The organism is Streptomyces sp. NPDC030838 (assembly GCF_055572035.1).
Map to the genome: position 1 here is coordinate 139,206 of NZ_JBVIED010000003.1, position 15,185 is coordinate 154,390.

A 15,185-nucleotide genomic window follows, 5' to 3' on the forward strand; every position below is an offset into this window, starting at 1 on the left:
TCTCGCCCCCTGAACAGCACCGGCCCCCACCGGTGCCGTTCCTCAGAGTACGGGCGGGGGGCTGCGGCGGAAGGTTATTTGCAGAACTGGCAGTCCGGCGCGTTTATGGTGAGCCGCATGTTTCGTATTGAGACAGAAGTCGACAAGGCCCGGCGCGATCTTCTCCATTCGCGGCTGCGCGCCACCAACACCGCCGCCTCCCCGGTCCTGGCCGCCCTGCGCGGCACCCCGGGGGAACGCGAAGTCCCGCTGCACGTGTGGGCGTTGGACGAGGCGGGCGAGCTGGCGGGCGGACTGGTCGGCCACACCTGGGCGACCTGGCTGCAGGTGACGTATCTGTGGGTGGACGAACGCCACCGGGGCACCGGGCTCGGCAGCCGCGTCCTGGCCGAGGCCGAGCGGATCGCCCACGAGGAGCGCGGCTGCGGGGCCGCGCGGGTGGAGACCTGGGACTTCCAGGCCCCCGGTTTCTACGAGAAGCGGGGCTACGAGGTGGTGTGCGTGATCCCCGACTATCCGCCGGGGATCACCGAATACACCCTGACCAAAAGGCTCTGAGTCAGCGGGCTCTAGCCGATCCGCCGCGCCCCCGGCGACGGAACCGCCTCGAAGACCCGCGGTGCCGTGAAGCCAGCCGCGGCGAAGGCCTCCTCGACCGCCTTCGTGATCGTGTCGACGTCGGCCGCCTCGGCGAGCACGATCGCCGAGCCGCCGAAGCCGCCGCCGGTCATCCGGGCGCCCAGCGCACCGGCCGCGAGCGCGGTGTCGACGACCAGGTCCAGCTCCGGGCAGGAGACGCGGAAATCGTCGCGCAGGGAGGCGTGGCCCTCGGTGAGGACCGGGCCGATGGCCCGCGTGTCGCCGGACTCCAGCAGGGCGACCACCCGCTCGACGCGCTCGTCCTCGGTCACCACGTGGCGGACCAGGCGGCGCACCTCCTCCTCGTCGCCGAGCCGCTCCAGCGCCGCGTCCAGCTCCCCGTACGGGATGTCCCGCAGGGCGTCGACGCCCAGCAGTGCGGCGCCCTTCTCGCAGCCCGCGCGGCGCTTGCCGTACTCGCCGGTGCTGTGCGCGTGCTTGACCTGGGTGTCGACGACCAGCAGCCGCATTCCCTCGGCGGCGAGGTCGAACGGGATCTGCTTCTGCGACAGGTCCCGGGTGTCCAGGAACAGGGCGTGGCCCTCGGTGCAGCACGCGGAGGCCGTCTGGTCCATGATGCCGACCGGGGCGCCGACGTAGACGTTCTCGGCGCGCTGGCACAGGCGGGCCAGCTGCCAGCCCTTCAGGCCCAGCTCGTACAGGTCGTTCAGGGCGAGGGCGACCACGACCTCCAGGGCCGCCGACGAGGACAGGCCCCCGCCCGCCGGGACGGTGGAGGTGAGGTGGATGTCCGCGCCGGTCACGGGGTGCCCGGCCTCGCGCAGCGCCCAGACCACGCCCGCCGGGTAGGCCGTCCAGCCCTGGTCGGACTCGGGGGCGAGGTCGTCGAGGCGCAGCTCGACGACGCCGCCCTCGACGTCCGCGGAGTGCATCCGCAGCACGCCGTCGGTGCGCCGCGCGACGGCGGCGATCGCGGTGTGCGGCAGCGCGAAGGGCATCACGAAGCCGTCGTTGTAGTCGGTGTGCTCACCGATGAGGTTGACGCGGCCGGGCGCCGCCCAGACGCCTTCGGGCTCGGCCCCGTACAGCGCGACGAAGCCGTCCCGCACCTGCTGTGCGCCCACTCTCACTGCTCCCTTGCCTTGCTCGCGCCGTTCGCGCCGGCGGCGATGGTCTGCGCGAACTGCCACGCGTCCGCCACGATGCCCGCGAGATCCGCGCGGGACGGGTTCCAGCCCAGCTTCTCGCGGGCCGTGTCGGCGGAGGCCACCAGGACCGCGGGGTCGCCGCCCCGGCGCGGGGCCGGGACCTCCGGGATGGGGTGGCCGGTGACCTGGCGGACCGTCTCGATGACCTCGCGGACGGAGAAGCCGTTGCCGTTGCCGAGGTTGCAGATCAGGTGCTCGCCCCGCTGCGCGGCCTTCAGGGCCAGCAGATGGGCCTCGGCCAGGTCCGCGACGTGGATGTAGTCGCGGATGCAGGTGCCGTCCGGGGTCGGGTAGTCGTCGCCGTAGACGGAGATGGCGTCGCGGCGGCCCTGGGCGACCTGGAGGACCAGCGGGATGAGGTGGGACTCGGGGTCGTGGCGCTCGCCGTAGGCGCCGTACGCGCCGGCCACGTTGAAGTAGCGCAGCGAGACCGCGCCGAGGCCGTGGGCCTTCGCCTCGCCGGTGATCATGTGGTCGACGGCGAGCTTGGACGCCCCGTAGGGGGAGGTCGGGGCGGTCGGGTCGGTCTCGGTGATCGGCGTGCTGACGGGCTCCCCGTAGGTGGCCGCCGTGGAGGAGAAGACCAGCTTGCGCACGCCCGCCTCGCGCATCGCGGCGAGCAGGGCCATGGTGCCGCCGACGTTGTTGTCCCAGTACTTCTCCGGCTTCACCACCGACTCGCCGACCTGGGAGAAGGCGGCGAAGTGGAGCACGGCGTCGTAGGAGGAGTCGAGCCACTTGGCGGCGTCGCGGATGTCGCCCTCGACGAAGGCGGCCCCGGTGGGGACGCCCTCGCGGAAGCCGGTGGAGAGGTTGTCCAGGACGGTGACCTCGGCACCCGCCTCCAGCAGATGCTGGGCGACCACACTGCCGACGTATCCCGCGCCGCCCGTGACCAGGTACTTACCGCTCATCAACTCGCTACCTCTCGCAGTCGCTCGGCCGCGCGCTCCGGCGGCACGTCGTTGATGAACACGCTCATGCCGGACTCGGAACCCGCGAGAAACTTCAGCTTGCCGGAAGTCCTTCGGATGGTGAAAAGCTCCAGGTGGAGCGCGAAGTCGTCCCGCGAGACGCCGTCGAACTCCTCCAGCTGGCCGAACGGGGCCTGGTGCCAGGCCGCGATGTACGGCGTGGGCGGCTCTCCCTCACCGAAGATCCGGTCGAAGCGCCTCAACAGTTCCAGATAAACCTTGGGGAACTCTGAGCGCGCCTCCTCGTCCAGCGCGAGCAGATCGGGCACGCGGCGCTTCGGGTACAGGTGGACCTCGTACGGCCAGTGCGCGGCGTACGGCACGAAGGCCACCCAGTGTTCACCCTCAAGGACGACCCGCTCGTCGGCCAGCTCGCGCTCCAGGACGGCGTCGAACAGGTTCTCCCCGCCGGTGGCGTCCTTGTGGGCGGCGAGCGAACGCAGCATCAGGGCGGTGCGCGGGGTGGTGAACGGGTAGGCGTAGATCTGCCCGTGCGGGTGCTGGAGGGTCACCCCGATCTCGGCGCCGCGGTTCTCGAAGCAGAACACCTGTTCCACGGAGGGCAGATGGGAGAGCTCCGACGTCCGGTCGGTCCACGCGTCCAGCACCAGCCGCGCCTGCTCCTCGCTCAGGTCGGCGAAGGACGAGGTGTGGTCGGAGGTGAAGCAGACGACCTCACAGCGGCCGGAGTCGCCGGCCAGGGAGGGGAAACGATTCTCGAAGACGACGACGTCGTACGACGAGTCGGGGATCTCGCTCAGCCGGTCGCCCTCGGACGGGCACAGGGGGCACTCGTCGGCCGGCGGGTGGTAGGTGCGGCCCTGCCGGTGCGAGGCGACGGCGACCGAGTCGCCGAGCAGCGGATCCCGGCGTACCTCCGAAGTGGTGACCGTGGGCTCCAGCGGACGGCGGTCCACCGCGTCGCGCACGGAGTCGTCCCGCAGGTCGTAGTAGATGAGCTCACGACCGTCGGCCAAGCGGGTCGAAGTCTTCTTCACCGCCACTCTCCATCCGTACACCCGGCAACGCTTCAAACAGAACCGAACACATCAAAGCACAAATCCCCACGCCAGTCACCATCACAACCGAACAAAGAACCCCAAGCAAGGTGAGGCCCGGATGCAGATTCCCCCACAGCACGTCCACCTCGCGGCCGAGCTACGACTCCCGACGAACTGGCTCGACTACACGATCCTCGGGATCTACTTCGTCGTCGTCCTGGGCATCGGCTTCGCCGCCCGCCGCTCGGTCAAGACCAGCCTCGACTTCTTCCTCTCCGGCCGCTCCCTCCCGGCCTGGGTCACCGGTCTCGCGTTCATCGCCGCCAACCTGGGCGCCACCGAGATCCTGGGCATGGCCGCCAACAGCGCGCAGTACGGCGTCTACACCACCCACTGGTACTGGATCGGCGCCATCCCGGCCATGGTCTTCCTCGGCCTGGTGATGATGCCCTTCTACTACGGCTCCAAGGTCCGCTCGGTCCCCGAGTTCCTGCTGCTGCGCTTCGACAGGGGTGCGCACCTGCTGAGCGCGATCCTCTTCGCCTTCGCCGCGATCCTCATCGCCGGCGTCAACCTCTACGCCCTCGCCATCGTCGTCGAGGCGCTGCTCGGCTGGCCGGAGTGGGTGGCGATCGTGGTCGCCGGCTTCTTCGTCCTCGCGTACATCACCCTCGGCGGCCTGTCCTCGGCGATCTACAACGAGGTGCTCCAGTTCTTCGTGATCCTGGCGGCGCTCATCCCGATCACCGTGCTCGGCCTGAAGTCGGTCGGCGGCTGGGACGGCCTGTCGGACCGGCTGACCGAGCAGCGCGGCGGTGACTTCATGACCGCCTGGGGCGGCACCGGCATCGGCAGCGACAACCCGCTCGGCGCCAACTGGCTGACCATCGTGCTGGGCCTCGGCTTCGTGTTGTCCTTCGGCTACTGGACGACGAACTTCGCCGAGGTGCAGCGCGCGCTGTCCGCGAAGAACCTCTCGGCGGCCCAGCGCACGCCCCTCATCGCGGCGTTCCCGAAGATCTTCATCGTCTTCCTGGTGATGATCCCGGGCCTGGTCGCCGCCGCGCTGGTCCCGCGGATCGGCACGGCCGACTCGGACCTCCAGTACAACGACGCCATCCCGTACCTGATGGAGTCGCTGCTGCCCAACGGCGTGCTGGGCATCGCGGTGACGGGCCTGCTGGCGGCCTTCATGGCCGGCATGGCGGCGAACATCTCGTCGTTCAACACGGTCTTCACCAACGACATCTGGGCGAAGTACGTGGTCCGGGACCGCGAGGACGCGTACTATGTGAAGTTCGGCCGCCTGATCACCGCGATCGGCGTCCTGGCCTCCATCGGCACGGCGTTCCTGGCGGCGTCGTTCTCGAACATCATGGCCTACCTCCAGACGCTGTTCTCCTTCTTCAACGTGCCGATGTTCGTGGTCTTCATCATCGGCATGTTCTGGAAGCGGGCGTCGATGAAGTCGGGCTTCTGGGGCCTGCTCGCGGGCACGACGGCGGCCATGGTCAACTACTTCGTCATCTACAAGCAGGGCATCATCGACATCCCCTCCGACCAGGGCGCCAACTTCGTCTCCGCCATCGCGGGCTTCGTCGCCGGCGCGGTCGTCATGGTGGCCGTCTCCCTGTTCACCCGGCCGAAGCCGCTCGAGGAGCTCCAGGGCCTGGTCTACGGCACCCGCTCCCCCGGCATGGCGGAGCCGCCCGCGCCCGGCGACGAGGCCTGGTACCGCAGGCCGGCGCTGCTGGGCTGGGGCGCGATCATCCTGGCCGCCGCCTGCTACATCCCGTTCTCGTTCTGACGGCGTGTTCCAAGAAGGGTTGGAGAGACCATGTCCGAACACCCCGAGCACCCCCGGCACCACGGGTTCTCCGAGGAGGACGTCGTACGGGAGGTCACCGAGCTGGAGACCAAGTCCGCGACGGCCGCCCGCCTCTTCGACATCCGCCGCATCATCGGCGGCCTGTTCGTGATCTACGGCGTCATCGTCACGATCACCGGCCTGACCGACGGCGACGCCGCGATCGACAAGGCGCAGGGCGTCAACATCAACCTGTGGACCGGCCTGGGCATGCTGGCCCTCGGCCTGTTCTTCCTGATCTGGCTGAAGCTACGGCCCACGGCTCCGCCGCCTCCGGACCTCGTGCCGGAGGAGCGTCCGAAGGCGGAGTGACCGCAGGCTGACCCGACGCGGGGCCCGGGGCCGTCACGGCTCCGGCCCCGCGCCCGTCCGCGGGCCGTGGCCGGGCTGCCGCAGCGGCCCCGCCCGGTCCAGCAACCCCGTGCGCGCCGCCAGGGCCGCCGCCTCCAGGCGGGAGCCGACGCCGAGTTTCATGAGGACGCGTTGGACGTGGGTGCGGGCCGTTGACGGGGCGATGCCCATGCCGGCCGCGATGAGGCGGGTGTCCTCGCCGTCGGCGACGCGGATCAGAACCTCGACCTCGCGTGGGGTGAGCATCTCCAGGAGGCGTTGGCCCTCGTCGTCGGGCTGGGCGGCGGGGTTGAGGAGTTCACCGAAGGCGCCCTGAAGGAGGGCCGGGGCGACGGCCGCCTCGCCCGCGCGGGCCTTCATGATGGCCCGTTCCACGCCCTCTATGCGTTCGTCGTGGCGGACGTAGCCGGAGGCCCCCGCCGCGAAGGCCGCCGCGATGCCGCGCGGGGACGGGACCGGGCCCAGCACCAGGACCGCCACCTGTGGGCGCTCCCGTTTGATGCGGATCACCGGGTCGAACATGCCCGGCTCCGCCGGGGCCGCCGTGCCCAGCAGGCACACCTCCGGCGCCCGGGCGATCACCAGCTCCGCCGCCCCCGCGGCGGGCGCCGCCGCGGCCAGCACCCGGTGCCCGCGCAGCTTCAGCGCCGAGGCCAGCGCCTCGGCGAGCAGACGGTGGTCGTCGACCACCATGAGCCGCACTCCCATCGAGCAACCCCCCACCCAGTCCCCCCAGTGGACGCCCCTATGGATGCCCACGAGATCACTCGGACAGACCCCCGGCGCGGGGCCCCCCGGCTCCCACGCCCTTTCATGCCCCCGGAAGCTACACGCTTGTTCGACGTTGCGCTGCCCCTACTGGTGAGAAGTGCCCCGTAACTCCGATATTCCGCTCATTCGAGGGTGTTGACGGTGTTGAGAGTTACGCGTACGGCCCCGTCCCTGAGCAGGGACGGGGCCGTACGCTCTGGCGCGTGCGCCGGTGGATCAGCGGGTGCCCGGATCAGCCGGTCGCGCCGAACGCGATCGCCAGGTACGCCTCGCCGCCCGTGGACCGCGTGCTGGCGTACGTCTCGGACAGGAACAGCCGTCCCTGGGAGTACAGGACCTCGGCGTACTCCGGCTGCATGCTGGTCTCCACGTCGCGGATCGTCTCGTCGGACGGGTTCTCCAGCAGCTTGGTCTCCTTGAAGCTGCCGCCGTCGAGGCTGACGACCTGCCCGCCCTTGTCGTACGGCGGCGACTTGTACGCGATCACATTGCCGCCGTCCATGCGCAGCGGGGTGATGGTGTAGCCGTCGCCGGCGTCGCCGCGCTGGCCGGTCTGCTTGCCGGTGGCCAGGTCGAAGACGACGATCTCGTTGGTCGAGCCGTACTCGCCCGTGCCGTCGTGCTCCTCGGTCGGGATGTACAGCCGGTCGTTGCCGACCGCGAGGCCCGCGCAGTCCTCGATCCGGGAGATGCCGTCGCACTTGGCGGCGTAGTCGTCGCCGGGCGCGGAGATGCGGGCGCGCAGCTTGCCGGTCTTGTTGTCGACGGAGAAGAAGTCGGAGATGCCGGAGCCGTCGCCCGCGGAGTCACCGACGTCGGCGGCCACCACCAGCGGCTCGGTCGACACCACGCTGGCGTACTCGATGCCCTGGGCCATCTTGTACTCGGAGATCACCTTCCCGGACTTCGGGTCGATGGTCTGGATGTGCAGCTGCCGCGCGCCGTACTGGCCGCACTTGCGCACCGCGACCAGCTTGGCGCCGCCGCCGTAGCCCGCGTCGTAGCAGGTGTCGGTGGGCTTCGGGGTCCACAGGGCCTTGCCCGTGGTCAGGTCGAACGCGCCGCCGCCGCTGGTGCTGCCCACGGCGACGGTGGACGCGCTGACCGTGACGTTGTCCAGGTTGATGTCCTGGTCACCGGACTTGACGGTCTTCGTCCACAGCTTCGTGCCCGCGGCGAGGTCGATCGCCGCGACCTGGCTGCAGCCCTCGGAGGAGTTCTTCGCCGGCATCCTTGGCTGGAAGACAACCGCGGTCCTGTAGTCCTCGGTCATGTGGCGGCTGGCATGGCAGACCGGGCCGGGCAGCTTGATCGACCAGGCCTTGGTGCCCTTCTCGAGGTCATAGCCGACGATCTCGGCGACGCCGCTCTTGGCGTACACCTTGTCGGTGAGCCAGGAGCCCTCGACGACGACCGTGTCGTCCTTGGCCACCTTCGGCATCGGGACCTGGAACAGCACCTCGGAGGCGGGGTTGCCGGGGACCTTCTCCGAGCCCTTGGACGCGGTGCCGCCGGAGCCGCCCTTGTCGTCACCGCCGCCGGTGCCGCCGCTGGAGCTGGCGGTGTCGTTCTTGTCGTCGTCCGTGCCGGACGAGGCGTACCAGACACCGCCGCCGACGATCAGCGCGATCGCCACGACCGCGGCCACGATGATCGCCAGCTGGGCGTTGATCTTCCGCCCGCCGCCGGCCGGCGGGGCCGCCTGCGGCTGCATCGGCATGGTGGGCTGCTGCGGGTAGCCGTAGCCGGGCTGCTGGCCGTACGCGTTCGGCTGCTGGCCGGGCTGACCGTACGGACCGGGCGCCGGGGTGGCCGGGGCGCCGTACGGGCCCGGCGGGGTGGCGGGCCCGTTGCCGTACGGCCCCGGCTGCTGGCCCTGACCGGGGTAGCCGTAGCCGGCCGGCGGGGTCTGCGGCGCGCCCTGCGGAGGCGGCGGCGGGGTGGCCGGGGCGCCCTGCGGGGGCTGCGGCGCCTGGGGGTAGCCGTAGCCCGGCTGCGGGGCCGGGGTGGGCGGCGTCTGCGGGGCGCCGAAGCCGCCCGGCTGCTGCGGCGGCTGCGGGGGCTGGTCCTGGGGAGCGCCGAACCCTCCCCCCTGCGGGGGCTGGTTGGGCGGCGGGGGCGGCGGCTGGGTCATGGTGTGGTACCTCGGGGAACGGATCGGCCGAGCGGGCGGGGGGTCGAAGGGCGCGTCACTTGCCGTAGGCGAGCATCAGCTTCTCCTTCGATTCGTCGTTGCCGGTCAGCCGCGTGGTGGAGAGATACAGCCGCCCGTCCACCCAGTCGATGTCCCGGGAGAAGAAGCCGTTCTCGACCTGGGCCGCGCCCGCCGGGTTCTGGAGCAGCTTGGCCGGCTTGTGGCTGCTTCCGGTGGTGGCGATGGACACGACCTGGCCGCCCGCGTCGTACGACGGCTCGACGTAGGCGACGAGCTTGCCGCCCTCGGCTGTCAGCGGCAGCATCGTCTCGTCGGCCGGGGACTTCACCCGCCACTTCTCCTTGCCCTTGGCGAGGTCGATGGCGATGACCTCGTTGGCGCCGGTGGTGGCCTCGGTGGGCAGGTAGAGGGTGCTCGCGTCGACGGCGACGCCGAGGCAGCCGGTCAGGTCGCGCTGGAGGACGGCCCAGCCGCACTCGGGGGCGATGCCGTCCTTGATGTCGACCTGGGAGCGGACCTTGCCGGTCGGGGTGAACGTGGCGATGTTCCAGGTGTCCTTGTCCTCGTTGGTGCTGTAGACCACCAACGGGTCGACGGAGAAGGTGCGGCCGATCCGCCAGCCCTTCTCGTAGGCGAACGTCCACTTGACCTTGCCGGTCTTCGGGTCGAGCTCGGAGATCTCCTCGTGCTCGTTCTCCGTGGCGGCCCCACAGGAGGCGACCTGGATCAGCCGGGAGCCGCCCGCGAAGGCGGCCGGGAAGCAGGCGTCGCCGTACTTCTTCTTCTCGAAGAGCTTCTTGCCGGTGGTGACGTCGTACGCCGTGCCGGACTGCGAGCGGCCCACAATCAGGGTGTTGCCGGACAGGGACAGCTCCACGGTGATGGTGCTGTCGAACAGCGCGCCGTCCGCGATCTCGGCGGTCCAGCCCTTCTCGCCGGTGTTGAGGTCGATCTGCTGGAGCTGGTTGCACTTGGCGCGGTCGCTGGCGCCGTTCATGTACGCCACGACGATCTTGTCGTCGGCGGTCTTCTGCGCGGTGGTCGCGCAGATCTTCTGCGGGAAGGTGATCGGGTCCCAGGTCGGGTTGCCGTCGCCGACGTTGTACGCGAAGAGCTGCTCGTACGCCGCCTTCACGGCCGTCTTGTCGGTGATCCACATGCCGTTGGCGTCGGCGCCGGAACCGGGCGCGTCGGGCGCCTCCTTGTACCAGAGCACCCTCGACTCGCCCGGCTGGCGGCCCTCGTTGAGGTTGTCCGGGTCGGCGCCGCCGTCGCCGCTGCCGTCGCCCGGGTTGACCGGGGCGTCGGTGCCGGTGGGCTTGGCGTCGTCGCTCTTCTCGGCGACCGGCTTCTTCTTGCCGCCGCCGTCACCGCCGGAGACCGCGTACACGGTGCCGCCGATCACCAGCAGCGCCGCCACGGCCGCGCCGATCGCCAGCGCGGGCTTGCCCTTGAACGGGTTGCGGGAACCGGAGCCGCCGGGCGGCGGAGTGCCGGGAGCGCCCGGGAACTGCGCCTGCGGGTAGCCGTAGCCGGGCTGCTGGCCGGGCTGTCCGGGCTGGCCGTACGGGCCGGGCTGCTGGGCCGCGTACGGGCCCTGCTGCGGCTGGCCGTAGGGACCCGGCTGCTGACCCGGCTGGCCGTACGGCCCCGGCTGCTGCGGCGCGCCGTACGGGCCGGGCTGCTGCGGATAGCCGTAGCCCGGCTGCGGGGGCTGTGCGGGCGGCGGAGGCGTGGGCTGGCCCGGGTTCTGCGGGGCACCGAAGCCGCCCGGCGGCGGGTCCTGCGGAGCGCCGAAACCGCCCGGCTGCGGCGGCTGGTTGGGCGGCTGGGTCATCTGCGGTTCCCCCTTGTGACCGATGTGGCGCCGCGCCCTGTGGCGCTGCGTTTCCGCCACACCCGTGATTTCTCAGACGTATTCAGACGGTTCTCAGACGGCCCTTTCTATCACCCGGCGCCGACAACGCAGCGGGCCGGATCCTCCCCTGTACCCAAGGGAGGACCGGCCCGTGATGCCGTCGTTACGCGCCTTCACGCGCCCTTCACGACCGCTACGCGTCCTCGGCGAGTTCGAGCCAGCGCAGCTCCAGTTCCTCGCGCTGCCCCGCCAGTTCCCGCAGTTCGGCGTCCAGTTCGGCCACCTTCGCGAAGTCCGTGGCGTTCTCGGCGATCTGCGCGTGCAGCTTGGCCTCCCTCTCGGAGATCTTGTCCAACTGCCGCTCGATCTTCTGGAGTTCCTTCTTCGCGGCGCGCTGGTCGGCGGCGCTCTTCTCGGCGGTCGCGGGCTTCTGCGCCACGGGTGCGGCGGCCGCGGCGGCCTCCTCCATCTTCTGCCGCCGCTCCAGGTACTCGTCGATCCCGCGCGGCAGCATCCGCAGTGTGCCGTCGCCGAGCAGGGCGAACACGCGGTCCGTGGTGCGCTCGATGAAGAACCGGTCGTGCGAGATCACGATCATCGAGCCGGGCCAGCCGTCGAGCAGGTCCTCCAGCTGGGTCAGGGTCTCGATGTCGAGGTCGTTGGTGGGCTCGTCGAGGAAGAGGACGTTGGGCTCGTCCATGAGCAGGCGCAGCAGCTGGAGCCGCCGCCGCTCACCACCCGACAGATCCCCGACGGGCGTCCACTGCTTCTCCTTGTTGAAGCCGAACGTCTCGCACAGCTGCCCGGCGGTCATCTCCCGGCCCTTGCCGAGGTCCACGCGCTCGCGGACCCGCTGCACGGCCTCCAGGACCCGCCAGTCCGGGTCGAGTTCGGCGACCTCCTGCGAGAGGTAGGCCAGCTTGACGGTCTTGCCCACGGCGATCCGGCCGGCGGCGGGCTGGGCCTCGCCCTCGGTCCGCGCGGCCTCGGCCATCGCGCGCAGCAGGGAGGTCTTGCCGGCGCCGTTGACGCCGACGAGACCGATCCGGTCGCCGGGGCCGAGGTGCCAGGTCACGTGCTTCAGCAGGATCTTGGGCCCGGCCTGGACGGTGATGTCCTCCAGGTCGAACACGGTCCTGCCGAGCCTCGACGACGCGAACTTCATCAGCTCGCTGCTGTCCCGGGGCGGCGGCACGTCCTGGATCAGCTCGTTGGCGGCCTCCACGCGGAAGCGCGGCTTGGACGTGCGGGCGGGGGCGCCGCGGCGCAGCCAGGCCAGCTCCTTGCGGATCAGGTTCTGCCGCTTGGCCTCCTCGGTGGCGGCGATCCGCTCGCGCTCGGCGCGGGCGAAGACGTAGTCGGAGTAGCCGCCCTCGTACTCGTAGACGTCGCCGCGCTGGACGTCCCACATGCGGGTGCACACCTGGTCGAGGAACCACCGGTCGTGGGTGACGCACACCAGCGCCGAGCGCCGCTCGCGCAGATGCCGGGCCAGCCAGGCGATGCCCTCCACGTCGAGGTGGTTGGTGGGCTCGTCCAGGATGATCAGGTCCTGCTCGTCGATGAGCAGCTTGGCGAGCGCGATACGGCGCCGCTCGCCACCGGAGAGCGGACCGATGACGGTGTCCAGCCCCTGCGGGAAGCCGGGCAGGTCGAGCCCGCCGAACAGCCCGGTCAGCACGTCCCGGATCTTGGCGTTGCCCGCCCACTCGTGGTCGGCCAGGTCCCGGATGACCTCGTGCCGGACGGTCGCCTCGGGATCCAGCGAGTCGTGCTGCGTGAGCACGCCCATGCGCAGCCCGCCGGAGTGCGTGACCCGCCCGGTGTCCGCCTCCTCCAGCTTGGCGAGCATCCGGATCAGCGTCGTCTTGCCGTCACCGTTACGGCCCACGACCCCGATCCGGTCCCCTTCCGAGACGCCGAGGGAGATGCCGTCGAGGAGGGTACGGGTGCCGTACACCTTGCTGACGTTCTCGACATTGACCAGGTTGACGGCCATTTCTCTCCTGCGTACGGGGGACGGTCAGCCTTCAAGCGTAGGGCCTCCGGGGGTGGGGGCGGGGCGCGAGGGGGTGGTCACTCTTTGTGGTGACGTGATGGGGAGGCCGTGGTTGCTGCCGGGGAGGCCGTGGTTGCTGCCTGGGTCAGCGGTCGAGGATGCCTCCGTGAGCGGAACCATTCCCCCCGACGGCGGCTACACCGTGGACGACCTGCTCGGACATGACCGTCATCCTCGATCGGCGCAACAGCCCCGAGCCCGACGTCAGCGTGATCCGGCGGGAGGCGATCACCGGGCTGGACCAGATGAGCTACGAGGCCCACGACGTCGTACTGGCCGTCGAGGTCGTCTCACCGGGCACCGAGTCCCGTGACCGCACGACCAAGCCCCGGAAGTACGCCACAGCCGGGATCGAGCACTTCTGGCGGGTGGAACTGAACGACTCGGACGACCGTCCCGTCATCTATGTGTACGCGCTGGACCCTCTGACCGGGGCCTACGTGCACACCGGCACGTATCGCGACCGCATCAAGGTCGACAAGCCGTACCCGATCGACATCGACCTGACCACCATCGACCGGTACTGAGCCCCCTCAGAGCACCGTCGCCCCCGCCACCGGCCCCGCCGCCACCCGCACCGCGCGGCACGTGCCCGACGCCCTCAGCGCCTCCGCCACCTTCTCCGCCGTCTCGGCCGACTCACACAGGAACGCCGTCGTCGGACCGGACCCCGAGACCAGCGCCCCCAGGGCCCCCGCCGCCGTGCCCGCGGACAGGGTGTCGGCCAGGGACGGGCGCAGGGACAGCGCGGCGGGTTGGAGGTCGTTCACCAGCGTCGCGGCGAGGGCGTGGACGTCGCCCTTGGCCAGCGCTTCGACGAGCTCCGGAGACGCGACCGGCTCCGGGACCTCCGTGCCCTCCGTCAGGCGGTCGAACTCCCTGAACACGGCCGGGGTCGAGAGACCTCCCTCGGCCAGCGCGAACACCCAGTGGAAGGTCCCGCCGACCTCCAGCGCCGTCAGCTTCTCGCCCCGCCCGACTCCCAGCGCCGCCCCGCCGACCAGGCTGAACGGCACATCGCTGCCCAGCTCGGCGCAGATGTCGAGCAGTTCCGCGCGGGAGGCGTTCGTGCCCCACAGCGCGTCGCAGGCGAGCAGCGCGCCCGCGCCGTCCGCACTGCCGCCCGCCATGCCGCCCGCGACGGGGATGTCCTTGGCGATGTGGACGTGCACGTCGGGGGTACGGCCGTGGCGCCTGGCCAGCTCGATCGCCGCCCGCGCGGCGAGGTTGGTGTCGTCCAGGGGGACCTGATCGGCGTCGGGCCCCTCGCAGGTGACCCGCAGGCCCTCGGGCGACGGCGTGACGGTGACCTCGTCGTACAGGCCGACCGCCAGGAAGACGTTGGCCAGGTCGTGGAAGCCGTCGGGGCGGGCGGCGCCGACCGCGAGCTGGACGTTGACCTTGGCCGGGACGCGGACGGTGACGCTCACTGCTGCACGGGCTCCTCGGTCTGGGCGGCTGCCTTGTTCTCGGCGATCCGGGCGAACTCCTCGACGGTCAGGGCCTCGCCGCGCGCCTGCGGCGAGACGCCCGCGGCGACCAGGGCCGCCTCCGCGGCCGCCGCCGAGCCGGCCCATCCGGCGAGCGCGGCCCGCAGCGTCTTGCGCCGCTGGGCGAACGCCGCGTCGACGACCGCGAAGACCTCCTTCCTGGAGGCGGACGTCTTGATCGGCTCGGCCCGCCGGACCAGTGAGACGAGCCCGCTGTCGACGTTCGGCGCGGGCCAGAAGACGTTGCGGCCGATGGCCCCGGCGCGCTTGACCTCGGCGTACCAGTTCGCCTTCACCGACGGCACGCCGTACACCTTCGACCCGGGCCCCGCGGCCAGCCGGTCGGCGACCTCCGACTGGACCATGACCAGGGTGCGCTCGATGCTCGGAAATGTGTCGAGCATGTGCAGCAGCACGGGCACGGCGACGTTGTACGGCAGGTTCGCGACCAGCGCGGTCGGCGGGGGGCCCGGCAGTTCGGTCACGTGCATCGCGTCGGAGTGCACCAGCGCGAACCGGTCGGCGCGCTCCGGCATCCGGGCGGCGATCGTCGCGGGCAGCGCGGCGGCGAGGACGTCGTCGATCTCGACCGCCGTGACCCGGTCGGCCACCTCCAGCAGCGCCAGGGTGAGCGAGCCGAGCCCCGGGCCGACCTCGACGACCACGTCGTCGGGCCGCACCTCGGCGGTGCGGACGATACGGCGGACCGTGTTCGCGTCGATCACGAAGTTCTGGCCGCGCTGCTTGGTGGGGCGTACGCCGAGGGCCGCCGCCAGTTCGCGGATGTCGGCGGGGCCCAGCAGGGCGTCGGGGGTGGGGCTGCTCACGGCACAAGGGTACGGGGCGCACAC

At 71.1% G+C, this 15,185-nt stretch carries 12 protein-coding genes and 1 pseudogene; 4 read left to right on the forward strand and 9 right to left on the reverse strand.

The annotated features are described in order from the left end of the window. Nucleotides 1–105: 105 nt before the first annotated feature. Entirely contained in the window at nucleotides 106–558 is a 453-nt protein-coding gene (locus ACZ42A_RS11095) for a GNAT family N-acetyltransferase (RefSeq protein WP_468526888.1), read from the forward strand. An 11-nt stretch (nucleotides 559–569) separates the two neighbouring features. Here ACZ42A_RS11095 and galK read toward each other — a convergent pair whose 3' ends face one another. Genes galK through galT form a run of 3 tightly spaced genes read right to left on the reverse strand, consistent with a single transcriptional unit; the run spans nucleotide 570 to nucleotide 3,780 of the window. After that, nucleotides 570–1,724, reverse strand: a complete 1,155-nt coding sequence (galK, locus tag ACZ42A_RS11100) for a galactokinase (protein ID WP_468526889.1) — start codon at nucleotides 1,722–1,724, stop codon at nucleotides 570–572. A gap of 2 nt (nucleotides 1,725–1,726) precedes the next feature. Then, nucleotides 1,727–2,722: a UDP-glucose 4-epimerase GalE gene (galE, locus tag ACZ42A_RS11105; protein WP_468526890.1), complete on the reverse strand. Its 996-nt coding sequence runs from the start codon at nucleotides 2,720–2,722 to the stop codon at nucleotides 1,727–1,729. Further along, nucleotides 2,722–3,780: a galactose-1-phosphate uridylyltransferase gene (galT, locus tag ACZ42A_RS11110; RefSeq protein WP_468526891.1), complete on the reverse strand. Its 1,059-nt coding sequence runs from the start codon at nucleotides 3,778–3,780 to the stop codon at nucleotides 2,722–2,724. Before galT ends, galE begins: the two co-directional genes overlap by 1 nt. A 121-nt stretch (nucleotides 3,781–3,901) precedes the next feature. Here galT and ACZ42A_RS11115 point away from each other — a divergent pair, with 121 nt between their 5' ends. After that, nucleotides 3,902–5,590 (forward strand): sodium:solute symporter family protein, encoded by a 1,689-nt coding sequence (locus ACZ42A_RS11115; RefSeq protein ID WP_468526892.1) that lies wholly within the window; start codon nucleotides 3,902–3,904, stop codon nucleotides 5,588–5,590. A gap of 30 nt (nucleotides 5,591–5,620) precedes the next feature. Next, the gene (locus ACZ42A_RS11120) at nucleotides 5,621–5,962 is read left to right on the forward strand and encodes a hypothetical protein (protein WP_468526893.1); all 342 of its coding nucleotides are present in this window, start codon (nucleotides 5,621–5,623) and stop codon (nucleotides 5,960–5,962) included. 33 nt (nucleotides 5,963–5,995) lie between these two features. Here the strand turns inward: ACZ42A_RS11120 and ACZ42A_RS11125 are convergent, their stop codons facing one another. The 4 genes from ACZ42A_RS11125 to ACZ42A_RS11140 form a co-directional block, all read right to left on the reverse strand. After that, nucleotides 5,996–6,709, reverse strand: a complete 714-nt coding sequence (locus ACZ42A_RS11125) for a helix-turn-helix transcriptional regulator (RefSeq protein ID WP_468526894.1) — start codon at nucleotides 6,707–6,709, stop codon at nucleotides 5,996–5,998. 295 nt (nucleotides 6,710–7,004) lie between these two features. Then, nucleotides 7,005–8,906, reverse strand: coding sequence for an outer membrane protein assembly factor BamB family protein (locus ACZ42A_RS11130; RefSeq protein WP_468526895.1), 1,902 nt, complete (start codon nucleotides 8,904–8,906; stop codon nucleotides 7,005–7,007). 55 nt (nucleotides 8,907–8,961) lie between these two features. Then, the gene (locus tag ACZ42A_RS11135; protein WP_468526896.1) at nucleotides 8,962–10,764 is read right to left on the reverse strand and encodes an outer membrane protein assembly factor BamB family protein; all 1,803 of its coding nucleotides are present in this window, start codon (nucleotides 10,762–10,764) and stop codon (nucleotides 8,962–8,964) included. Nucleotides 10,765–10,978: 214 nt separating this feature from the next. Continuing rightward, nucleotides 10,979–12,784: an ABC-F family ATP-binding cassette domain-containing protein gene (locus ACZ42A_RS11140; RefSeq protein ID WP_468526897.1), complete on the reverse strand. Its 1,806-nt coding sequence runs from the start codon at nucleotides 12,782–12,784 to the stop codon at nucleotides 10,979–10,981. A gap of 215 nt (nucleotides 12,785–12,999) precedes the next feature. On the opposite strand from ACZ42A_RS11140, the pseudogene ACZ42A_RS11145 reads away from it, so the two are divergent. Next, nucleotides 13,000–13,371 (forward strand): annotated as a pseudogene (locus ACZ42A_RS11145) (Uma2 family endonuclease); the annotation flags it as partial. A 6-nt stretch (nucleotides 13,372–13,377) separates the two neighbouring features. Here the strand turns inward: ACZ42A_RS11145 and ACZ42A_RS11150 are convergent. Both ACZ42A_RS11150 and rsmA read right to left on the reverse strand, forming a co-directional pair. Continuing rightward, the gene (locus ACZ42A_RS11150) at nucleotides 13,378–14,274 is read right to left on the reverse strand and encodes a 4-(cytidine 5'-diphospho)-2-C-methyl-D-erythritol kinase (RefSeq protein ID WP_468526898.1); all 897 of its coding nucleotides are present in this window, start codon (nucleotides 14,272–14,274) and stop codon (nucleotides 13,378–13,380) included. Further along, nucleotides 14,271–15,161 (reverse strand): 16S rRNA (adenine(1518)-N(6)/adenine(1519)-N(6))-dimethyltransferase RsmA, encoded by an 891-nt coding sequence (gene rsmA / locus ACZ42A_RS11155; protein WP_468526899.1) that lies wholly within the window; start codon nucleotides 15,159–15,161, stop codon nucleotides 14,271–14,273. Before rsmA ends, ACZ42A_RS11150 begins: the two co-directional genes overlap by 4 nt. Nucleotides 15,162–15,185: the final 24 nt, after the last annotated feature.